At 74.6% G+C, this 21,947-nt stretch carries 14 protein-coding genes, 1 pseudogene and 1 riboswitch; of the genes and pseudogenes, 4 read left to right on the forward strand and 11 right to left on the reverse strand.

Annotated elements, in window-relative coordinates:
* Nucleotide 1: 1 nt before the first annotated feature.
* Complete coding sequence (locus tag BLW47_RS22025) at nt 2–1,171, reverse strand: FIST signal transduction protein (protein ID WP_139307407.1); 1,170 nt, start codon at nt 1,169–1,171, stop codon at nt 2–4.
* Between the two features lie 231 nt (nt 1,172–1,402).
* On the opposite strand from BLW47_RS22025, the gene BLW47_RS22030 reads away from it, so the two are divergent.
* Entirely contained in the window at nt 1,403–2,374 is a 972-nt protein-coding gene (locus tag BLW47_RS22030) for an ATP-dependent DNA ligase (RefSeq protein ID WP_091561718.1), read from the forward strand.
* Between the two features lie 299 nt (nt 2,375–2,673).
* A riboswitch (cyclic di-AMP (ydaO/yuaA leader) is annotated at nt 2,674–2,809 on the forward strand.
* A 3-nt stretch (nt 2,810–2,812) separates the two neighbouring features.
* On the forward strand, nt 2,813–3,847 hold the full coding sequence (locus BLW47_RS22035) for a coiled-coil domain-containing protein (protein WP_091561519.1): 1,035 nt from the start codon (nt 2,813–2,815) through the stop codon (nt 3,845–3,847).
* 53 nt (nt 3,848–3,900) lie between these two features.
* On the opposite strand, the gene BLW47_RS22040 is transcribed toward BLW47_RS22035, so the two are convergent.
* The 5 genes and pseudogenes from BLW47_RS22040 to BLW47_RS22055 all read right to left on the reverse strand — a co-directional run bounded on the left by BLW47_RS22040 (nt 3,901) and on the right by BLW47_RS22055 (nt 10,372).
* Nucleotides 3,901–6,267: a glycoside hydrolase family 65 protein gene (locus BLW47_RS22040; RefSeq protein ID WP_091561522.1), complete on the reverse strand. Its 2,367-nt coding sequence runs from the start codon at nt 6,265–6,267 to the stop codon at nt 3,901–3,903.
* Nucleotides 6,264–7,013, reverse strand: coding sequence for an HAD family hydrolase (locus BLW47_RS22045; protein WP_091561525.1), 750 nt, complete (start codon nt 7,011–7,013; stop codon nt 6,264–6,266). The genes BLW47_RS22040 and BLW47_RS22045 overlap by 4 nt, the downstream gene beginning before the upstream one ends.
* 57 nt (nt 7,014–7,070) lie before the next feature.
* Nucleotides 7,071–7,160: pseudogene (locus BLW47_RS24905) on the reverse strand (DUF4442 domain-containing protein); the annotation flags it as partial.
* 44 nt (nt 7,161–7,204) lie between these two features.
* Nucleotides 7,205–8,515 carry an ABC transporter ATP-binding protein gene (locus tag BLW47_RS22050; RefSeq protein WP_091561529.1) on the reverse strand — a complete coding sequence of 437 codons (1,311 nt, stop codon included), beginning with the start codon at nt 8,513–8,515 and terminating at the stop codon, nt 7,205–7,207.
* A 138-nt stretch (nt 8,516–8,653) separates the two neighbouring features.
* A complete protein-coding gene (locus BLW47_RS22055; protein ID WP_091561532.1) occupies nt 8,654–10,372 on the reverse strand; it encodes a glycosyltransferase in 1,719 nt (572 codons plus the stop codon).
* Between the two features lie 82 nt (nt 10,373–10,454).
* Between BLW47_RS22055 and BLW47_RS22060 the strand changes: the two genes are divergently transcribed.
* Nucleotides 10,455–12,002, forward strand: coding sequence for a hypothetical protein (locus tag BLW47_RS22060; protein WP_091561537.1), 1,548 nt, complete (start codon nt 10,455–10,457; stop codon nt 12,000–12,002).
* Here the strand turns inward: BLW47_RS22060 and BLW47_RS22065 are convergent.
* Nucleotides 11,953–13,203: a glycosyltransferase gene (locus BLW47_RS22065; protein WP_091561541.1), complete on the reverse strand. Its 1,251-nt coding sequence runs from the start codon at nt 13,201–13,203 to the stop codon at nt 11,953–11,955. The genes BLW47_RS22060 and BLW47_RS22065 overlap by 50 nt on opposite strands.
* Nucleotides 13,200–13,727 carry a hypothetical protein gene (locus tag BLW47_RS22070; RefSeq protein WP_139307408.1) on the reverse strand — a complete coding sequence of 176 codons (528 nt, stop codon included), beginning with the start codon at nt 13,725–13,727 and terminating at the stop codon, nt 13,200–13,202. The genes BLW47_RS22065 and BLW47_RS22070 overlap by 4 nt, the downstream gene beginning before the upstream one ends.
* 128 nt (nt 13,728–13,855) lie before the next feature.
* Here BLW47_RS22070 and BLW47_RS22075 point away from each other — a divergent pair, with 128 nt between their 5' ends.
* On the forward strand, nt 13,856–15,451 hold the full coding sequence (locus BLW47_RS22075; RefSeq protein WP_091561548.1) for a glycosyltransferase family 2 protein: 1,596 nt from the start codon (nt 13,856–13,858) through the stop codon (nt 15,449–15,451).
* Here the strand turns inward: BLW47_RS22075 and BLW47_RS22080 are convergent.
* The 3 genes from BLW47_RS22080 to BLW47_RS22090 are packed head-to-tail and all read right to left on the reverse strand — an operon-like array spanning nt 15,418 to nt 21,938.
* Nucleotides 15,418–17,724, reverse strand: a complete 2,307-nt coding sequence (locus BLW47_RS22080; RefSeq protein ID WP_091561551.1) for a glycosyltransferase family 2 protein — start codon at nt 17,722–17,724, stop codon at nt 15,418–15,420. The genes BLW47_RS22075 and BLW47_RS22080 overlap by 34 nt on opposite strands.
* A gap of 4 nt (nt 17,725–17,728) precedes the next feature.
* Nucleotides 17,729–19,915 (reverse strand): bifunctional glycosyltransferase/CDP-glycerol:glycerophosphate glycerophosphotransferase, encoded by a 2,187-nt coding sequence (locus BLW47_RS22085; RefSeq protein ID WP_091561554.1) that lies wholly within the window; start codon nt 19,913–19,915, stop codon nt 17,729–17,731.
* Nucleotides 19,916–19,919: 4 nt separating this feature from the next.
* Complete coding sequence (locus BLW47_RS22090; RefSeq protein WP_091561557.1) at nt 19,920–21,938, reverse strand: DUF5941 domain-containing protein; 2,019 nt, start codon at nt 21,936–21,938, stop codon at nt 19,920–19,922.
* Nucleotides 21,939–21,947 lie beyond the last annotated feature (9 nt).

The raw sequence follows: 21,947 nt of genomic DNA on the forward strand, positions 1-21,947 counted from the left end.
CTCACAGCGCGAGCGCGGTGAGCGTCGCGTTGTGGTAGCCGGACACGCCGGTACTGCGCGCGAACTCGCCGTAGGTGTAGAAGCCGAAGGTGGGCACGGGGCCGGCCGCCTCCTGCAGCCGGGTCGGCTCCTCCGCCGCCCGCTCGCGCAGGATGTCCATCCGCGCGGCGCAGCTGAACGTGAGCATCACCCGGGGCGATTCGACCGCGAGCGCGTCCGCGACCACGGGCTCGCAGACGTTGAGCAGGTCGTCCGGGTCGCAGGACATGATCTGGACGGCGCCGTACGGCGGCAGCGGGGTGAACGTGCGGATGAGCCCGTCGTCGTCGACGAAGGCGCCCCGGATGAGCTCGCTGCCGTCGGGCTCGATCAGCCCGAAGGCGTGCGCCGAGTGGTAACCGGCCGAACGCGGGGTCGGCAGCTCCTGCATCGGGTCCTCGTACCGGAAGTTCTCCTCGTAGACCTCGCGCGCCGGACGGCCGGCGATCTCGTGCACGACCGGGCCGTCCACCTTGGTGACCAGCAGCGGCAGGCCGTGTGGCCGCCAGCCGTGGCCGGAGACCACCCGGAGCGCGCGGGGCGAGTCGATCCAGACCGCGACGGCGCCGTCGCCGAGCACCCGGTCGTCGTGGAAGACCAGGGTCTCGCTCAGTGCGCGATCGGCCGCCGCCGCGCCGCCGACCACCGGCACCGCGGCGCCGGCGACCTGGTAGATCCCGTTGAGCAGGCCCTGCGGGTCGCCCGCGAGCCCGTCGGAGAAGACCAGCAGCGCGCTGTGCGGTCCGCGGTCGGGTCCGACCGCGGCCATCGCCGCCCGGCTCAGGTCGCGGCCGGCCGCGAAGGCGTCGGCGCGCATGCCGGTGACGGACGCGACCCCGAACCGGTACGGGCCGGCGCCGAGCGCGAGCACGGAGACGCCGCGGCCCGGCTCGATGAGGCGTCCGGCGGAGAACTGCCCCGAGCTGCTCGCCCCGGCCAGCGACGCGCCGCCCGTCACCGCGCGGACGGCGGCGACCAGCGCGGGCAGGTCGTAGCACGCGGTCGCGTACATCAGCACCAGCGCGGGCGGCTCGCCGGCGAGCCCGCGTACCGCCTGCTCGGCTGCTTCCCGGCCGGCCCGGGCGGCGTCGGCGTGCTCGCTGGCGCCGGTCCCCACTCGAAGATCCGTCACGACGACGTCATCGGCATCGCGGCAGCCGAGATGAGACGTAAGCCCCAGCCACTCGATCTTGCGCTGCGGCGACGACCGCTACTCGGCCCGCCGCGATCACCGCGGCCGGCGGCACGTCGCCGTCGGCGCCTCCTGACCGCCCCGCCGGTCGCAATTTCCGGGTACGGCTGCGGCGCGCCCGCGGCGCGGCCCATGATCGGTTCGCCCATGTTGCGGCCACCGATCGAGCCGATGCTCGCCAGAGCTGTCAACGCGCTGCCGCAGCCCGCCGCGTGCAGCGGCGGCTGCGTGCTCGAGCCGAAGTTCGACGGGTTCCGGGCGGTCGTCTTCCGCGAGCCCGAGCAGGTCTACGTCCAGTCCCGGGCCGGCCGGCCGCTGCACGGCTACTTCCCCGACATCGTCAGCGTCGTGCGGGCCGCGCTCCCCGCCGGCGTGGTGCTCGACGGCGAGCTGATCATCTGGGCCGGCGATCGCACGGACTTCGGGCAGCTGCAGCGCCGGCTCGGCGCGGGCGCGACGGTCGGGCGCCTCGCCCGCCAGCAGCCGGCGCACCTGGTCGTCTTCGACCTGCTGCAACGGGCGGACGGGACGACGCTGCTGGCCCGGCCGCTGCGCGAGCGGCGGGCGGCGCTCACCGAGCTGCTCGCCGACGCCCCGCCCGAGCTGGTGCTCTGCCCGCAGACCACCGATCGGGACGAGGCGACCGAATGGCTCGGCGGATGGCACGCGGCCGGCGTGGAAGGGGTGGTGGCGAAGGGGGCGACGAGTCGGTACCTGCCCGGGCGGCGCGGCTGGCTGAAGTTCCGGCACCGCAGCACGACGGAGGCGATCATCGGCGGCGTGACCGGGCCGCTGGCCCAGCCGGAGACGCTGCTGCTCGGGCGGTACGACGCGGCCGGGCGGCTGCGGTACGCGGGACGCAGTCATCCGCTCGGCGCCGGGCAGCGGCGTGACCTGGCGCCGCTGCTGGAGCGCATGGGGCCGCCGCCCGCCGACCACCCCTGGCCGCAGCCGCTGCCCGCCGCCTGGTCCGGGCAGCTGCCGCGCCCCGAGCCGCTCCCCTACCACCCGGTGACGCCGACGCTCGTCGCCGAGATCTCTGTGGACACCGCCTTCGAGCAGCACCGCTGGCGGCACCGCGTGCACCATCTGCGCGTCCGGCTCGATCTCGGCGCGCACGAGGTGCCACGGCTACCGGAATGACGGCCACCATCCCCCGTTCCGGCACCGCGCGATGACGGCGGGGACGAGATGTCGAGCCGAGCGGATGACGAGGGCCGGGTGTGTCGCCGGGAAACGCGAAATTTTCCGTGACCGCCGAGAGGCGTACCGCCGCGGGCACGGAGCAGTCACGACCAGCGCGGGATCACGCAACGTAACGCAAAGTCGTTGGTACATAACACATTCCGGCGGATCGCGCGAGCCCGTGGATGGTTGCTGGCCGATCTCGATCCGGTAAGCTAACCCGCGGTCTCCGCCCGGCGGCGCCCCCTCGGTGCCGGCGGTGACCGCCGCCTAATCGCCTCTCGCAGGCGAGCCGGGGAACCACCGCACCTGGGGTGAATCCGCTACTCGCGGTAGGGATCGTTCCGTCCCGAACCCGTCAGCTAACTCGGCAGGCGGCCGATGGAAGGAACACAGATGACGGGATCCGTACGTCGGCGGGGATCGCTGGCCGCGACGCTGGTCGCGGTGCTGACCCTGCTGGCCGGGATGGCGGTCGCACCTTCGCCGGCCGCCGCCGCACCGAGCAACCCCGCCGCGCCCGGCAACGAGGGCGGCACCCCGCTGCTGCGCGACGTGCTCGACAAGACGGGCCGCAACTTCGTCGCGGCGAGAAACGCGGTGGACAACTCGCGCAAACGGCAGCTCCAGCTCTCGGTGGAGCTGCGGCGGGTGCAGTCGCGCATCAACAGCCTGCTCCCCGAGGTCGGCCACGTCGCCGCCAACGCCTACCGCACCGGCCGGGTCGGTCCGATGATGCTGCTGCTCAACAGCAGCGGCTCGGACGACTTCATCAACCGCGCCGAGGGCCTCGACATGATCGCCATGCGCGACAACCAGAAGCTGCGGGATCTCAACGAGCTGCGCGAGCAGGCCACGCGTGCGAAGGCCGCCATCGACGCGGAGCTCGCGGAGCAGAAGAAGCAGTACAAGGTCATGGAGAAGCAGAAGAAGGACGCCGAGCGCGCCCTTCAGCTCGTCGGCGGCAAGGCGACCGGCGGCTTCGTCAGCGCCACCTCACCGGTCGCCAAGGCGGCGCCCCGCAACCCGGACGGCTCGTGGCCGGGCCAGTCGTGCAGCCAGGCCGACCCGACCACCTCCGGCTGCGTCACGCCGCGCACCCTGCACGCGTTGAAGGAGGCCCAGCGGGCCGGCTTCAAGCGCTTCGTCGGCTGCTTCCGCACCGGTGACATGTACGAGCATCCGAAGGGCCGCGCCTGCGACTTCTCGATGCAGAACCAGGGCTTCGGCGGCGCCGCGACCGGCAACGACAAGCTGTACGGGAACAACCTCGCGGCGTTCTTCGTCCGCAACGCGGACCGACTCGGCGTGCTGTACGTGATCTGGTACCGGCAGGTGTGGTTCCCCGCCACCGGGTGGAGCGTGTACACGCTCGCCGGCGGCGACCCCTCCAGCGACCATACGAACCACGTACACCTATCGATGATCTAGACGCGGCCGTGCGGCCGGTCCCGTGACGGGACCGGCCGCACGGCTTTTCGCGTTCAGTCCGCCTTCGCCGCCCGGCGGGCCGGCGCCCGGCCCGGTGGCTGCTGCAGCGGCGGGCCGGTCGGCTGCGCCGGCGGCACCGGCCGAGTGACGGGCACCCCGATGGCGACCCGCAGCGCCTCGCCGTGGTGGGTCAGGTCGATCGCCGCCTGCGGGTCACCGTCGCGCAGCGAGTAGGTGACCTCGTGCGGCTGCACGTCCACCCGCAGCCGCATGCCCCGCCAGATCAGCGAGAACCCCAGCCGGGTGATCCGGCTGGGCAGCCGCGGCGCGAACGACAACCGCCCCCCGTGGTCCCGCATCCCGCCGAGCCCGGCCACCAGCGCGATCCACGCCCCGGCCAGCGACGCGACGTGGATCCCGTCCCGGGTGTTGCGGGCGATGTCGTGCAGGTCCATCAGCGCCGCCTCGCCCAGATAGTCGTGGGCGAGCTCCAGGTCGCCGACCTCCGCGGCCAGGACGGACTGGGTGCACGCGGAGAGCGACGAGTCGCGGACCGTGCGGCGCTCGTAGTACGCGAAGTTGCGGACCTTCTGTTCGTGCGTGAACGCGTCGCCGCGGACGTGCATCGCCAGCACCAGGTCCGCCTGCTTCACCACCTGCTTCCGGTACAGATCGAAGTACGGGTAGTGGAGCAGCAGCGGATAGTGGTCCTGCGGGGTGGACGCGAAGTCCCACTCGTCATGGCGCGTGAAGCCCTCGGACTGCGGATGCACCCCGAGCTCCTCGTCGTACGGGATGTGCATCGAGGTGGCCGCGTCCCGCCAGGCCGCCGTCTCCTCCTGGTCGACCCCGAGCGCGAACGCGCGGTCGGGGTGCCGGGTGGCGGAGTCCGCGGCGCCGAGCAGGTTCCGCTGCGCCATCAGGTTCGTGTAGACGTTGTCGTCGACGACCGCGGTGTACTCGTCGGGGCCGGTGATCCCGTCGATGTGGAACAGCCCGTTGCGGTCGTGGTGCCCGAGCGAGCGCCACAGCCGCGCGGTCTCCACCAGCAGCTCCAGCCCCACCTCGCGCTCGAACTCCACATCGCACGTCACGTCGACGTAGCGCAGGACCGCGTCGGCGATGTCGGCGGCGAGGTGGAAGCCCGCGGTCCCGGCCGGCCAGTACGCCGAGCACTCCTGGCCGCGGATGGTCCGCCACGGGAACGCCGCCCCGCTCAACCCGAGCGTGCGCGCGCGCTCGCGCGCCAGATCGAGCGTCGAGTGCCGCCAGCGCAGCATCTGGGCCACCGCCGACGGCTGGGTGTACGTCAGCACCGGCAGCACGAACATCTCGGTGTCCCAGAAGACGTGCCCGTCGTAGCCGGGTCCGGTCAGCCCCTTCGCCCCGATCGGGCGCAGCTCCGCCCGGGCGCCGGCCTGCAACACGTGGAACAGCCCGAACCGGACGGCCTGCTGGACCTCCTGATCCCCCTCCACCTGCACGTCGGAGGTGTCCCAGAAGGTGTCGAGGAACTCGCGCTGCTCCGCGCAGAGCCCCTCCCAGCCCGAGTAGCGCGCCCCGGCCAACGCCGCGCCGACCTGGTCCCGTACGGCCGGCAGCGAGCGTCGGCTGGACCAGCCGTACGCGAGGAGCTTCACCACGCGCAGCCGTTGCCCCGGCTTGAGCTCGCAGGTGATCGTCGTGCGCACCCAGTCGTCGACCCCCTCGGAGCTGACCGAGATGTTCTCCGGGCCGTCGACCTCGTGCCCCATCGCCGCCGCGACCCGCAGTCCGCTGGCCTTGGTGCGGTGGATCATCAGCCCCCCGTCCCGCTGGACGAGGCGCTCCTCGACCTGCAGCGGCGACTCCAGCACCGCCGCGACCCGCGGGTCCCGGCTCTGCTCCGGCAGCTCCTCGTTGGCGACCAGTTCGGACTGCACGATGATCCGGGACGGCTCGTCGACGGAGACCTCGTAGCAGATCGCGGCGACCGCGCGCTGGGTGAACGAGACCAGCCGGGTGGTGCGCACCCGGGTCAGCCGTCCGGCCGGCGAGCGCCACCGCAGCTGCCGGTCCAGCGTGCCGCCGCGCAGGTCGAGCACCCGCTCGTGGGAGATCAGGTCCCCGTACCGCACGTCGAACGGCTCGTCGTCGACCAGCAGCCGGATGTGCTTGCCGTTGGTCACGTTGACGATCGTCTGACCGGACTCGGGGAAGCCGTAGCCCGCTTCCGCGTACGGCAACGGGCGCAACTCGTAAAATGAGTTCAGGTACGTGCCCGGCAGGCCGTGCGGCTCTCCCTCGTCGAGGTTTCCGCGCAGGCCGATGTGGCCGTTGGCCAGGGCGAACACCGACTCCGACTGGGCCAGGACGTCGAAGTCCAACCGTGTCTCGCGCACATGCCACGGCTCGACGGGGTAGGCCCGCTCGCGGATCACCGGATCGCTCCGACGAGTAACTCCCCCAGATCACTCACGACGATGTCGGCGCCGTTGGCGCGCAACTCGTCGGCGCCGCCGTTGCGGTCCACCCCGACCACGCAACCGAAGCCACCCGCCTGCCCCGCCGACACGCCGGCGAGCGCGTCCTCGAACACGGCGGCGTTCTGTGGCGCCACCCCGAGCAGGTGCGCCGCCGCCAAGAACGTGTCCGGATGCGGCTTCCCGCGGAGCCCGTGCTCGCGCGCAACGATCCCATCCACTCGCACCTCGACCAACTCCTCAATGCCCGCGGCTACGAGCACATCTCGGCAATTGGCGCTCGCCGACACGACCGCCCGGCGCATCCCCACCCACCGCGCCGCGTGCAGGTAGGCGACCGACCCGTCGTAGACCTGCACGCCATCGTCGTGGATGCGTCGCAGCAGGATGTCGTTTTTACGGTTGCCCATGCCGCCGACGGTGTCAACGTCTGGCGGGTCATCGGCAGACCCTTCCGGCAGCACCACGCCGCGTGACGCGAGGAAGGCGCGCACCCCATCGGCGCGCGCCTTGCCGTCGACGTACTGGGCGTAATCGGGCCCGGGGTCGAACGGCCGGAACGGCTCGGCGGTGGTCGCCGCGCGCTTCTCCAGAAAGGCGTTGAAGACCTCTTCCCACGCCGCATTGTGCACGCGGGCGGTCTGTGTCAGGACGCCGTCGAGGTCGAAGAGACACGCCGTCACGTGAGCGGGCAGACCCAGCACGCCCTCAATCTAGCGGGGGGGGTCGCCCGCCAAAGGGCATTCCGTCCCGACGACGTCAACGACCTCGACGACCTCGATCCCGAGGGTACGGGCGAACGGCACCGCGTGGAGCGGGCCGGCGGCGACGTGGCGCGGATCGATGGACATGTTGGCACGTTACTGAGCAGTAATTTGCCGGGACGGGCGGCGGGTCAGCGCCAGCCGACGTCGATTCGGTCGCCGCGCCCGTCGAAGAAGTGCAGCGCGTCCATCCGCACCGAGATCGCGAGCGGGTGCCCCGCGGCGACCGCCGGATAGGGGGCGAGCCGGACGGCCAGTTCGGCCGGGCGGCGGTGGTGCCGACCCGGGTCGTTCAGCACGCTCGTGCGCGACGCGCTCGGGCGTACGACCTCGGCGTCCGGCGGCGCCTCGACGGCCCGGCCGGTCAGCCGCTGCATCACGTTGCCCAGCCGGCGCAGTCGGCTCGGGCCGCCCGGCTGCTCGGTGACCGGCCCACCGAGCTCGTCCACGACGATCGCGGTGGCGCCGATGTCGAGGAACGCCAGCGACTCGTGCCCGTGGTGTTCGAGGTAGCGGATCCGCCCCCGCAGCACGTCGCCGGGCGCGTCCGGGGCGACCGGCGTGAGCGCCTCGGCCCGCATCCCGACCACGATCCGCTCACCGTGGTAGTGCGCGACCGCGCGCGTGCGGATGTCGTCCCACGGCAGGTAGAGCGACTGCTCGCCGAGGTTGAGCGCGACGTAGCGGTCCAGGTGGACGTAGACCGACGCCTCCAGCAGGTTCATCCGGGGGCTGCCGAGGAACGCGGCGACGTAGAGCGTCGCGGGCCGCCCGTAGACCTGGGTCGGGGTGCCGACGTCCTGCAGGACGCCCTTACGCATGATCGCCACGCGGTCCGCCATGGTCAGCGCCTCCGCCTGGTCGTGCGTCACGTAGATCGTGCTCACCCCGAGCTCGCGCACCAGTCCGGAGATCTCCGCGCGCAGCTCCGCCCGCAGGCCGCTGTCCAGATTCGACAGCGGCTCGTCCATCAGAAAGAGCCCGGGGCGGCGTACGATCGCCCGCCCCATCGCGACCCGCTGTCGCTGGCCGCCGGAGAGCTGGCTGGGCTTGCGCGCGAGCACGTCGCCGATGCCCAGCGCGCCCGCCACGTCGGCGACCCGCGCGCCGCGGGGGCCGGGCTCGACGCCGGAGAGACGCAACGGGAACGCGATGTTGTCGCCGACCGTCATATGTGGATAGAGGGCGAAGTCCTGGAAGACCATCGCGATCCGCCGGTCACGTGGCGGTACGTCGTTGACCAGGGCGCCGTCGAGCATGATCGCCCCGCTGCTCGGGTCCTCCAGCCCGGCGACCATCCGCAGCACGGTCGACTTCCCGCAGCCGGACGGGCCCAGCAACACCATGAATTCGCCGTCGTTCACGTCCAGGCTGACGTTGTCGACCGCCACCGTGCCATCCGGGAAGACCTTGGTGACGTCCTTGAGCGCGACGGTGGTCACCGTACCTCCCCAGTTATTCGCAACCCCCGCTCGACTGTGACGAGGATCATTCGATACGCCTATCGGGTAAACGTGCCATGTTCAGCCCGTGACAAAGCAATTACGGTCCAGAGTGGAGGGGCTACCGGAGAGTAGTCGTCAGCCGGAGGCCGAGCCGACGCCGAATTCGGCGTACGGCGGGTACCCGTCCCACTGCTGCCCCGAGCGCCACAGGAAGTAGTCCAGGCCGGCATCCCAGGTGTGCCCGTCGGCGCGCCGCTCGTACAGGTAACCGAGCGGGTGCGTCCGGTAGACGAGCCCACCGGACCGCGACACCCGGTCCATCAATCCGCGATCCACCGAGCGCGGCACCGGCCGCCAACCGCCGACCCCCTCAAGGTCGCCCCGGCCGATCAGCATGGTCCCGCCGGCGACCGGCGGCCCGTACGTCTCCGGCCCGCTCGCCAGCCGTCGCACGGTCACACCGAGCGGCTGCAGGTGGACGAACTCGGCGGCCTTGCCGACCAGCGTGGCACCGGAGTATTCGCGGGCGAGCACCAGATCCCAGACGTGCTCGGGGCCGTACCCGTCGTCGTCGTCGACCTTGGTGATCAGGCTGCCCCGCGCCCGCGCGGTCGCCGCCGCCATCGCCTCCCCGAAGCTGCACGCGCCGGGAGCCTCGACGATCGTCAGCGGGCGCCCGCAGCCGGCCAGCCGCGCCCGCAGCCGCGCGTCCAACTCCATGCCGTGCGGGCAGAGCACGATCTCCAACTCGGGATAGGTCTGAGCGGCGATCCGACGCACCGCCTCGGCGATGTGCTGCGGCCGGCGCGTCACCAGGATCGCGCTGACCGGCGGCGGCGCGGCCGATCCGGGCACGCCGCCCGCGGTGGCCCGAGGCGGCGCGAACGGGGCGCCGTGCCCGCGCAGCGCGGCCCGCCGCTGCCGGACGCTGCGCAGCTCCAGCTCCAGGGGGTCCGCGCCGGGGCGCGGAAGCGGGGCGCCGACCAGCGCGCGTAGCGGCGTCGCCAGCCGATCCCCGACGGCCGGCGGCAGCTCGGGGACCGCCAGCACCGCTCCGGTCGCCGCGAGCTGGGTCAGCAGCGTCGCCACGGCCGCCGGGGCGGCCGCCGGCAGCCCGCGACACTGGACGGTGGCGACCGTGCGGAGCGGAAGGAGCTGCTCCACGGTCAGCGGGGTACCGTCGAGCGCCCCGGCCGACAACACCTGCTCGGCACCGCCCGGACCGGCGCCGGGGACGGTCAGCTGCCACGCCGGCCCCGCGCCGGCGGCCGGCCGGAGCCTTCCGGGCCGGAGCGCCCGCCCGTACGGGCGTGGCCGCCCGATCGGGTTGGCCACCGCGGTGTCGAAGCGCACCGCCGGCGTCCGATCGACGACCCGGAGCCCGACCGCGTCCGGCCTCGCCGCGGCCGGTAGCGGGCGCACCGGCGCGAGCACCGCCAACGCGGCGGAGAGCACCTCGCGCAGCGGCACCGCGTCCGCCAGTCGCACCTCGATGACGGCCGTCCCGCCGGACCTCGGCAGCGACACCCGGTGCCGGCGCAGGCCGGGCAGCGGGCCGAGTCGCCCGGACCAGCCGGCCCGCGGCGGGCGCCAGTCCCCGACGCGCAGCGTCACCCGGCGGGCGCGGGCCGCCCCGGCGGGCTCGGCGAGGAGCCGCCGCAGCCAGGAGATCGAACCGCAGCCCAGGTGCACGTGCCCGAGCCGACCGGCCGCGCCCGTCGGCGGCACCAGCGGCGTCGCCGCCGCCCACCGGGTCACCGGCGCGAACCCGGCCCGGCCGCGGCGGCCGGGCATCGACGTCGTGCCCGCCAGGACCCGCCACGTCGATCGCGTACGGCCCGTCGCGTCGATCACGCACCCCCTCGCCACCACCGCAACCCGGGGGGTGGTCGCGTTCAGAACGAGGCTAACGTGTTCGCTCCGGTACGCTGAGTGAGTGTCCAATCGTGACTCCACGACGGTTCACGCGATCAAGCGCAACGACTGGAGTCCGCTGGCCCCGCCCCCGGAGTTCCGTCCCACGCTGCGGGTCGCCGTCGTCGTCACGGGCGCGGCCGATCGGGCGCGGCTGGACCCGACCCTCGCCGCCCTGCGCCACCAGAGCTATCCGGCCGACCTGCTCGACGTCGTCGTCGCCCGGTCCACCCGACCGCCGGTCGCCGGGTCCGCCGCGGCGGACCCGGAGCGCGGCGCCGTCGTCCCCGCCGCCGCGGGTAACGCCTTCGACGCCGCGGTCGTCGCGGCCGGCGCCGAGGTGATCGTGCGGTTGGACGCCGGGTCCGTCCCCGACCCGGAGTTCGTCGCCGCCCTGGCCCGGTGGCAGCACGTCACGCCCGACGCCGTCAGCATCGCGTCGCCGCGGCTGGTGGCCGCCGCGCCGACCGCCGACGAGGTCGCCGCCCACTGCGCCGACGGCGCCCTGGACGGGCTCTTCCCGGCCGGCGCCAGCACGCCGCACGCCCCCCTGGTCGCCCGCCTCGAGGCGTCGGACCAGCTGCGCGCCGCGGATCACCTCGGGTTCCTCGCCGCCGACGGCGTCCCGTACGCGTTCCACACCGACCGCTACACCCCGGGCGCCGACCCGTACCAGGGCGTCGACATCGAGGTGGCGTACCGGCTGGCGCAGGCGGGCGGCGTCTTCGTACCGGAGCCGCGGGCACGGGTCTGGATGGTGGCCGGCGGCCCCGACGGGGACGCGACCCGCCACCGGCGTGCGGAGCTGGCGGACCTGATGGCCTACCCGCGCGACAACCGGCCGGCGGCCGGGCGCGCCTGGTCGGTGCCGCTGGTCACCGCCGTGGTCGCCGCGGACGGACCGTACGAGCTGGTGCGCACCTGCGTCGACCGGCTGCTCGGCAACGACGAGACGGACCTGCGGGTGCTGCTCGTCGGCGACCGGTGGTCCGCCGCGGGCGGAGGCGCCCGGGGGTCCGCCGCGGGCGGAGGCGACCGGGAGCTGCGCCTGATCGCCGCCGAATACCGGTCCGAGCCGCGGGTGCGACTCGTCGACGCCGACCCCGGCACCGGCTACCCCTCGCCGTACCTGCTGCGGGTGCCGCACCACCTCGGGGTCGGCGCGACCACCGTGCGCGCGTTGGTCACGACCGCGGAGCGCTGGCAGGTCGGGCTGATCCGGGTGCTCCCCGCCGGGGCGGCCGGGGCGGTGCCCGGCGTGGAGTTGTGGCGCACCGACGCGCTGAGCCGGGCGCTGCGGACGGAGCGGCCAGGGCCGCAGCTGGCGTCGGCGGTGGCGCGCAGTCACGGACACCGGTGGGAGACCGGCAGCGAGTACGACGTCGTCGATCTCACCGCCGTGCCCGCGCCCCAGCTGCGTTCCCCCGCCCGCGTGCCGGCGGCCGCGCCGGTCCAGCGGCGTTCCCGGGAGACGGTGCAGGTCGGCGGCGCTCGATCACTCGCGAAGGCCACCGTGTTCGTCACCCGCCGGTACGCCCGGGCCGCCCGCCGCCGGATCGCCCGGGGATGACCCGCGCCGCGGTCACCGCCGGCACCGTCACCGAGATGCGCCCGGCCAGGTGCTCGCGCACGGCGGCCGCCATCCGTTCGCTCACCGCCGCCGGCGCGAACGCCCGCGCGTGCGCGCGGACGACGGCGCGGGCGGCCCCGGACTCGATCACAGGAGGCGCGGCGAGCGTGTCGGCGGTCCGCCGCGGGTCGGACAGGTCGAAGCGGACGACCGCCTCCGGCGGCATCAGGTCGGCGAGGCTGGTGCCGGTGGACGCGTAGGCCGGCAGGTCGAAACCGGCGGTCAACGCCACGGCGCCCGAGTTGAGCGACGAACGGTACGGGTAGAGGGCCGCATCCGCGGCGCGCAGGTAGAGCTGCACGTCGGCCTCGGGCACGAAGCCGGGGTGCAGCAGCACCGCGGGGTGCCGCGCCGCCCGGGCCACGAACTCGTCGCCCCCGGTCTCGTCCCGTACCTTGCCGGCGACCAGCCAGCGCAGCCGCGGATCGGCGCGCGCGGCGAGGTCGAAGGCCTCCAGGAACGCGCCGTGCCCCTTGTACGGGCGGATCTGCCCGAAGGTGACCAGGACCCGCGCCCCGAGCGGGATGCCCAGCGCGGACCGCGCGGTCGCCCGGTCCACCCAGTCGGGGTACGCCCCGGCGAACGTCGGATGCGGGATCACCAGCGACGCCCGCGGCTGCCCGTCGAACGCCGTACGCAGCAGGTCGAGGTGGCCGCCGTGCATCACGTGCACGAGCTCGGCCGCGCCCAGCATGAAGCGCCGCAGCCGCAGTTCGACCTCGCGATGGACGGTCTCGTGCGGCAGCACGTTGTGCACCGTCCAGACCAGCCGCACCCCCCGCTCGGACAGCGCCCGCAGACGCGCCTCGAACCGCTCCACCCTGGCGACCGCCTCGCTCCCGCTCCGGCTGCCGGCCGTCACCTCGTAGAGCCAGTGGACGTGCAGCACCGCCGGCATCCCCGGCGGCAACGCGGCGAGCAGCCGGTCGACGGCCCCGAACGTCGTCACCCGGATCGGCACGAGGTTGCGTCGCGCGAAACGGCTGTAGATGAGCGACTGGTACGGGTTCGCCAGGTCGACCGGCCAGTACAGCCAGGCGACGGGTGGCTCGTCCGCCGTCCAGTCGGCGGCCGTCACCGCCGACAGCGCGTCGTCGAGGAAGTGGGCGGGGCGCACCGCGCGCCGCCAGGGGACGATCACCGGTCCGCCCCGGTCGCCGGGGCGCCGAGCGCGGCGGCGACCGCGACCGCGAGCGGGGCGGCCGACGCGTCGCCCGCGCGTACCGAGGTGACCCGGTGCTCGTGCCCGAGGCGGGTGAGCGCGCAGACCGCGAGCTGATCGGCGAGCGAAGGCGGCAGCTTCTCCCACTCCGGTCGCCAGGCGTCGAGCGCGCGGGCCGGCTCACCGGCCAGCCCGGCGCGGACCGCCGGGGCGTCGGGCCCCCGTCGGATCACCAGCTCGCGCCCGTCGCTCGCCGGCCCGCGCGGGGCCGCGGGCAGCCGGCCGGCGGGCGCGGGACGGAGCCCGCCGAGACGCCGGACCAGCCGCTCCTCCTGCTCGCCCGCCGCGCCCCGCCGCATCAGCATCAGCAGGGCCGCTTCGGCCAGCGGCGTCTCGCCCCGCTCCCGCGCCCGCCCCGCGACCCACCGGATCTCCGGGGTCGTGACCGCGGGATCGCGCAGCAGGAGGGCGAGCCCCCCGCGCCCGGCCCGAGCGCGCCGCACGGAGCGGCCCACGGGCCGCAGCGCCCGACGTAGCCTACGGAGGACACCACCCCTCACACCGAAACCCTATAGCCGCCGGCCGTCTGCGCAGGTCACGGCTGAAATCTCCGCTGGATTCGAGGTGAGGCGTGTCCGGCCCGTGGGCGAGCATCGTCGTTCCCGTCTACAACACCGCGCGGTGGCTGCCCGAGGCCCTCGCGTCGGTCGACCGGCAGTCCTGTCGGGACCGGCTGGAGGTCGTCGTGATCGATGACGGCTCGACCGACGACTCCGGCCGGATCGCCCGGGAGTACGCCGAGCGCGCGCCGGGGGTGCGCTACGTGCGCCAGGAGAACGCGGGCCTCGGGGCGGCGCGCAACCACGGCGTACGGCTCGCGAGCGGCCGCTACCTCGGGTTCCTGGACTCCGACGACGTCTACCCGCCCGAAGGTCTGCACGACCTGCTCCGTCTCGCGGCCGCGCACGGTGCGCCGATCGCGGTCGGCGACATGCGGGGGCTGCCGCCGCGCCCCGACCCGCCGTGGCGACGCGAGCTGATCACGGGTCAGCGGGTGATCGGCTCGGTGGCCGAGGCGCCCGACCTCGTCGGCAACCCGTCGGCCTGCAACAAGGTCTTCCGCCGGGACTTCGTCGTCGACGCGGGCGCGGCGTTCACCGAGGGGACCGCGTTCGAGGACGTGCTCTTCACGTTGCCGCTGCTGCTGCGCTCGCCCCGGACCGTGCTCACGCCGGGGCTGGCGTACCTCTACCGGACGCGCGGCGACGGCAGCTCGATCATGGATGCCCGCAGTCAGCCGGTGCAGATCTTCCAGCACCTCGCGCTCCTGGAGCGGCTGGCCGCCGATGTGGCCGCCGCCGACGCGGGGATCCGCTACGCGGTGCACCGTTGGATCGCCTACATGCAACTGCACTACGCCTGGCGCGCCGCCTCGGCGCTCGGCGACGAGCAGCTCGCGGAGTTCACCGGGCGGATGTCCGCGCTGTTCAAGGACATTCCCGTGGAGATCGTGGCCGAGTTCGTGTCCAACGCCGGGGCGGGGGTACGCGCGGCGGCGATCTACGAGCAGGACGTCGGCGCCCTCCGCAGACCCCGGTTCAGCGGCCCGCTGCGGGTGCGTGCCGGACACGTCTACGCCGGCCATCCGCACTTCGACCGCTACCGCGAGCTGCTCCGCGTCCACGATCTCGCGGCCACGATCGCGCGGATCCGCGCCGACGGGGTCGTCGAGGGCGACGTGGCGCTGCCCGGCGTCGTCGCGCCGCCCGGCGAGGTGCGGCACGACATCCTGCTGGAGGTCGGCGACGGCCTGGTCCGCCGTCCCGTGCTGGTATGCGCCGTCGACGGCGGGCGGCTGCGGTGGCGCTGCGAGATCCCGCTGGAGGCGGTGGAGCAGGGGCGGCACCGGCTGCGCCTGGTGGTCCGGGACGACGGGCGGGAACAGGCGATCCCGGCGCGCACCCGCGGAGCCCGGCCGGTGCCGGTCGGCGGTGGTCGCAGCGCGTGGCTGCGGCCGTCGGGGCCGGAGCCGGAGCTGGTCATCGCGGGCACCCGGCTCGACGCGGCCCTGCAGCGCTCCCGCTGGGCCGCGCGCGCGGCCGGTCGGCGGGCGCGGGCGTCCGCCCGGACCGGCCGGGCCGCGATCGCCCGGGCACTGCGCCGGCTGGCGCCCGCGGTAGCCGGCCGCGCTGTTCAGCCGGCGACCCGGAGCACCAGGCGGCGGTGACGGTCGGGCTCCAACCACAGCCGGGCACCGGCCGACCGCGCCGGCAGCCGTTCGCGGGCCCGCAGCGTGACCGGCAGGTCGCACGCCCCGCCCCGGGTGTCCGGCCCCGCGGGCCGCTGCAGCAGCCACCAGTGCCCGGCCGCGAGCGGGCCGCCGTCCGGTTCGCAGCGCAGCGTCGCCCGCCATCCCGCCGGGCCGAGCCGGACCGGCAGCACGCGGTCGGGCGGGGCGGGCCGCGCGGGCGTCTCGTCGCGGAACCGCAGCACCAGCTCGAACCCGGGGCGTGTCGGCGGGGGCGGCCCGCTGAGCAGCAGCGCCGCCGGCGCGCCCCGCACCCGGGCGAGCAGCGGTCCGGCCGGCAGCGACCGGATCCAGAGCACGCCGGCGTCCCCCGGCTCGGCCAGCACGGTCCGCGCGGCGGCCACGGCGGCGTACGAGAGGTAACCGGCCGAGACCGGCAGCGCCCGTGCCTCGTCGCCCGCCGCGAACTCCACCAGCCACTCGTCGCCGACGGCCCCCACCGGCGCGCCGCCGTCCGACGCGCCCGCGGTCACGTCGGCGAGGGGAATCCTGGCCGTGAACCGGGTGCCAGGGCCGTCGGGCGTGACCGGGTAGCGGCGCCAGGGCACGCCGGGGGCCCGGCACAGCCACAGCGCGGCGTCCGGGTCGGCCGGGGCGGCCGACTCCCCCGCCACCACCAGATGGTCGCCGTCGCGCCGGCAGGACGTGGCCCGCACGCGCCACCGCTCGACGACGAGCCGCAACGAGCGGTCCCGGACCAGCGGCACGACCCGCACATCGGGGGCGACCCACGCGGCCGGCAGCGGCGGCGGTATCTCGCCGACCCCCATCGGCCGCCGCTGGAGGCCGGCCGGGCCGATCGCGGCGGCCACGACGCGCCAGCTCTGCTCCACCCACCGCCGGCGGACCCGCAGCACGGCCGGGTCGATCGAGACCTGGAAGCCGGACCACGCGTACCGGGGCGGCAGGGTGGGCGCGTCCGGGGAGCGGCGCGGCAGGCTCGGCGACACGACGCGACGGCGACGGCGCGGCTCGTCGCGCAACCACAGTCCGCGCAGCGAACTCCACGGCCGCGCCGCGCCGGTCGCCGGGTCGTACGCGTGGCCGCGCACCCGCAGCCGGCCGGCGTGCCAGCGCAGTTCGTGCACCTGCGTCCGCATCGGGTCCGCCACCCGGTACAGCTCGCGTGGCAGCTCGGCCCGGCCGGCGTCCAGGTACGGCAGCGCCTGGTAGTGCCGGCGCCCGCGGCGTACCACCGGCAGCACGGCGCTGTCCCGGCTGGCGGAGACCACGGTGAGCAGTTCGGGGATCATGCGCCGCTGGACGAGGCGCCACGCCACCCGCAGAGGCGGCGGGAGCCGGTCGAGCACCCGCGCGTCGACCCCGGCGAGGTAGTCGGCCGCCAGATCGAGGAACATCTGCCGGTAGACGTCGCCGACGTCCGGGAGCAGGTGCAGGAACATCCGCAGATCGCTCTGCAGCGCCGTCTCGTCGTACCAGTCCTTCATCGCGCCCTCGCCGATCCCGGCCAGCGCCCGGCGCGCGCTCTCCACCGCCGCGAACCGGTCGACGACGTTGCGAAGCTCGTTCTGCCGCTGGCTGATCGACGGTTCCGCGCCGGCCTCCCGCTGCCGCCAGTAGTAGACCGGCAACTCGATCACGTCAACGGCACGGGCCAGGGCGTACGCCGGGACGGTCACCGGGATGTCCTCGTAGCGCACCCCCTCCGGGAACCGCAGCCCGTGCCGTTGCCAGAACGACCGCCGGAAGACCTTGTTGCAGGCCAACCGGTCGTAGACCAGGTTCCGCTGCTCGCGCAGGGCGATGCCGAGCCGGGTGGTCCGGTGGGTACCGCGATGCAGCGGCGACTGTCGCACCCCGCGCGAGGTCAGCAGGCCGACGTTGCCGGACGCGAAGTCCGACCCGGTGCGTTCGAGCGCGCCGACCAGGACCTCGAGCGCGGTCGGCGGCAGCACGTCGTCGCTGTCGACGAACGTGAGGTAATCGCCGTGCCCGGCGCGCAGCCCCGCGTTGCGGGCCGCCCCGAGCCCCCGGTTCGGCTGCCGGATCAGCCGGAACCGCCGGTCGCGCTCGACCCACCGCTGCGCGATCTCGGCGCTGTCGTCGGTCGAGCCGTCGTCGACGAGCACGACGTCGAGCGCGTGGTGGCTCTGCCGCGCGAGCGAGTCGAGGCACTCCGGCAGGTACCGCCGGACGTTGTGGATCGGCACGACGGCGAGCACCGACGGCACCGGCTCAACCCGCCTCGTCGAGCAGCACCCGCCGCACCACCCGCTCGGCCGCCCGGCCGTCCTCCAGCGCGCAGAACCGGCGTCGGAACTGGCTGCGCGCCTTGGCGGCGGCGTCGTCGTCGGCGCTGCCGGTGCGGAACAGGTCCAGCAGGTCCGGGAAGGTCAGGGCGACCGCGCCGGGCGGCTCCGCGGTGATGTCGAAGTACACCCCGCGGACCAGCCGGTACGCCTGCCAGTCCGGCGCGTAGATCACGATCGGCCGGTCCAGGATCGCGTAGTCGAACATCAGCGAGGAGTAGTCCGTCACCAGCACGTCGGCGGCGAGGCAGATCTCCTCGACCGACGGATGGGCGGAGACGTCCCGGACCCGCGCGGACGGCCGGATCGCCGGGCCCGGTCCGGCCCGGTCCCGGAAGTAGTGGCTGCGCATCAGCAGCCGTCCGCGCGGGCCGAGCGCCTCGACGAACTCTTCCGGATCGAAGGGCGGGTGGTAGCCGGGGTGGTGCTCGCGGTGGGTGGGCGCGTAGAGCACGACCCGCTCGTCCGGGGCGACGCGCAGCCGCGTACGGGCGGCGGCCACGTCCGCGGCGGTGGCCCGGGCGAGCCGGTCGTTGCGCGGGTAGCCGGTCTCCAGCGTCCGGTATCGGCAGGGGTAGGCGCGCTCCCACATCTGCGTCGTGAAGCTGTTGGCCGTGACGCTGAAGTCCCACCGGCCGGCCCGGCGCAGCTGCCCGGCGAAGTCCGGGTCCCGCACGCCACCCGGGTACGCCTGCTGGTCGAGCCCCATCACCTTGAGCGGGGTGCCGTGGTGCGTCATCACGTGCACCGAACCGGGCCGCTTCACCACCCCGTTCGGCCAGTTCACGTTGTTGATCAGCCACTTCGCCCGTGCCAGCGCGCGGTAGTAGGCCGGCGAGCCGGCCACCACGTGCGCGACGCCGTCGGGCAGCGCGTCGACCCGGTCCCGCCGGACCACCCAGACCCCGCGGACGTCGGGCACGAGCTCGCGCGCCTTCTCGTAGATGGCGGCGGGGTTGCAGGCGTACCCGCGGTACCAGTACGCGGCGTAGAGGGCGAGCCGGGAGTCGATCGGCAGCCACCGGCACGCACGGTAGTAGACAGCGACGATCACATCGCGGAGCCGGCGCAGCGCGCCGCGGCCCGGCTTCGACACCCGACGGACGGCGCCGGCGAGCGCCCTGGTGACCAGCGCGTTCACCCGGAAACCGAGCCGCAACGCCCCGAAGGTGCGGTGCCGGCCACCGGCCACCAGCCGGTGCTTCAGCCCCTCGATCCCGGTCGGGCACGGGTAACCCCCGGCGGGTAGGCAGCGCCGGTAGTGGGTGGTCATCTCGGCGAAGAAGCGACCGCGCAGCGCCGGCGAGAGCCGGCTGTCGTTGCCGCGCACCTTCAGGAAGTGCCAGATCATCCGCCGGAACAGCAGCGCCCGCAGCCGCTCCGCACCCGGGCGGGAGTCGTCGAAGCGGTCGAAGACCTCGGCCCAGCTGGGAAAGATCGCGAAGTGGCCGTCGCCGGGCGTCCGGGTGGCGGCGCCGCGGCGGCGCTGCCGGTAGTTGACGCAGATGCGGTCGAGCAGGGCGATCCGGTCGGCCGCCAGCAACACCTGGTACGTGAAGGGCACGTCCTCGTACCAGCCGGCGCGGAACGCGAAGCCGAGCCGGGCCAGCAGGCTGCGCCGGACCACCTTGTTCCACGACACGTGCAGGATGTCGATCGCGTCCGGCCACTGCGCCAGCGTGAAGACGGGCGGCGCCAGGTGGAAGCGACGTCCCGGCCCGCTCGGGTCCACCCGGCCGTGCCAGTGCACCCGGGCGTGGTCGACGATCAGCACGTCCGGGTCGGTCGCGCGGAGCCGCTCGACCACCGCGCGCAGCGCGCCCTCGGCGAGCCAGTCGTCGCTGTCGACGAACCACACGTACCGGCCGGTCGCCTCGGCCAGGCCACGGTTGCGGGCCGGCCCCTGGCCCCCGTTGCAGCCGAGCGTGATCACGCGCAGCCGCGCGTCCCGCGCCGCGTACTCGGCGAGGATCTCACCGCTGCTGTCCGGGGAGCAGTCGTCGACGGCGATGACCTCGATGTCGGTGAACGACTGGCCGAGGATCGAGTCGAGACACTCCCGCAGGTAGCCCTGCACCCCGTAGACGGGAACGACAAAGCTGATCAGCGGCATCAGTTCATCCCTTGACGGCCCCCTCCGTCGAGCCGGCCAGGGCAGGTCCGGTCGGCGCGCCGGTCGACGGCCGCCGTGCGTCCGCCGCGGCCGTCACCCAACCGGCGATGGAGCCCACGGTGGAGACGAGGAAGAGGTACGCGGCGAGCGCGCCGACCGCGATGCTGGCCAACCCGATGCCGGCCAACTCGATGCTGGCCAACTCCGCCGAGACGGCGAGCGCCAGAACCAGCAGGCGCACGTCCCAGCCTAGCGTGAAGGCCAGCATCGGGCGGCGCTCCGCGCGCTTCTCCAGCCGCGCGGTCAGGTCGTAGTGGTGCAGCGCGAGCGCGAACAGCAGCGCGAATGTGAACAGCGGCGGCACGCCGGCGGCGAGCCCGATCGCCACGACGACGAGGTACTCGGCGGCCCGCAGCGCGGCCGGGACGAGCCAGTCGAGCGGCCCGGCGTGCGGTGTCCGCGACGGCAGCCCCGCCAGCACCAGCACCAGCGCGGTGACGACGAGCACGGCCGGCCGCGACTGCGGCCCGGCGACGACGGCGTCGACGAGCAGGCCGGCGGCGGCGAGCACCGCCAGCACGGCGAGCGGCAGCGGACGGGCCACGCCCGGCACGCGTCGTCCGGCCGCGCCGATCAGCCGGGCCAGCGGGCCGTCGTCGCGGTGCGTGGTGGTGTCGACGGTCGGCAGCACGGCCACCCGCATCGACCGGGCCCGCAGGGTACGCAGCGCGCCGGTGTACGCGAAGGCGAGCCCGCCCCAGACGAGCACGGCGACGAGGCTGACCAGCGGATTGAACAGCGCGACGGTCAGCGCGATCAGCGCCCACCGCTCGCCGATCGGGAAGACCACGGTCCGCTTGAGCCAGTACGACACCGACCCGGTGTCGGCCTGGACGCGGGTCGACGCGCGGCTGAGCCGGTCGCCGAGCCCACCGCTCGGGGCCGCGGGCCGGGGCCGCCGGGCGGCCTCGTCGTGCAGCGCGCCGTACCAGGCGTCGGTCATGTGCCGCACGGTCTGCAGCACCATCGCCGCGATCGCCAGTGCCCACCCGTTGCCGAGGCCGCTGCGCTCGACCCCGACGGCGAGTCCCGCGTACACGACGTATTCCTTGGCCCGGTCGGCCATCGTGTCGAGCCAGCCGCCGAACGCGCTGAAGTTCCGGGTGTAGCGGGCGAGCTGCCCGTCGACGCAGTCGAGCACGAAGCCGAGGTAGAGCAGGACGGCGCCGACGACGAGCGCCGGCCGGCCGCCGAACGCGAAGAGCGCCGCCGCGGCGACGGCGAAGAGCACCGAGATCGCGGTCACCGCGGACGGACCGAGGCCGAGCCGGGCGGCGAGCCGGGTGACCCGCGGCGACCAGTTGCTGACGAAGTAGGTGGTGAAGAAGTCGTCCCGCTCCTTCACCGACAGCTTCAGCTCCGCGGCGTCGGAGTCGACCGCGACGACCTCCCGCTCGGCGGCGGCGAGCTCGGCGGCGTTGCCGACGCGGCGGGCCACGAGCAGCCGGACCCGGTGCACGAAGACCGTGGTGTCGCTGCGCCCGAGCCGGGTCAGCACCGCGTCGAGCGGGGCGACCGCGGCGGAGTGGCCGTCCGCCGCCGCCGCGTCCGCGGCGGCGGCCAGCGCCGGAAGGTCGGGGCGGCCCACCCGCAGCACCGCGCCGAACGCGCCGGCCGGCTCGTCGACCGCGGCCGCGCCGACGGCGGTGATCCGGCCCCGGTCCTCCCGGACCGGCACCCCCCGGTCGGGCTCGGCCAGCACCAGCGCGACCGTCGGCCCGACGGGGCTGGTCGCGACGTGCCGCAGCACCGCGGTGTGCGCGACCAGGTCGTCGCCGCAGAGCAGCAGCGGTTCGCCGCGCCGCGCGAGCCGGGCCACCTCGGCGAGGTCGCCGGTGACGACGACGTCGTCGGCGCCGGCGGCGCGCAGTTGGTCGGCGAGGCGCGTGGGCAGCGGACTCCCGTCGCCCGTATGGAGGGGTGCCGCCCCGGCGGGGGCGGTGAGCAGGATCGCCAGGGTCATGTCAGGTCC

This window comes from Micromonospora pattaloongensis, assembly GCF_900107255.1.
GTDB classification, from domain to species: Bacteria; Actinomycetota; Actinomycetes; order Mycobacteriales; family Micromonosporaceae; genus Micromonospora_I; species Micromonospora_I pattaloongensis.

Excerpts from the sequence above, each read along its gene's own strand:
- BLW47_RS22090 (WP_091561557.1), bottom strand. The coding sequence starts at position 21,938 with ATGACCCTGGCGATCCTGCTCACCGCCCCCGCCGGGGCGGCACCCCTC.
- BLW47_RS22085 (WP_091561554.1), bottom strand. The coding sequence starts at position 19,915 with ATGCCGCTGATCAGCTTTGTCGTTCCCGTCTACGGGGTGCAGGGCTAC.
- BLW47_RS22035 (WP_091561519.1), top strand. The coding sequence starts at position 2,813 with ATGACGGGATCCGTACGTCGGCGGGGATCGCTGGCCGCGACGCTGGTC.
- BLW47_RS22030 (WP_091561718.1), top strand. The coding sequence starts at position 1,403 with ATGCTCGCCAGAGCTGTCAACGCGCTGCCGCAGCCCGCCGCGTGCAGC.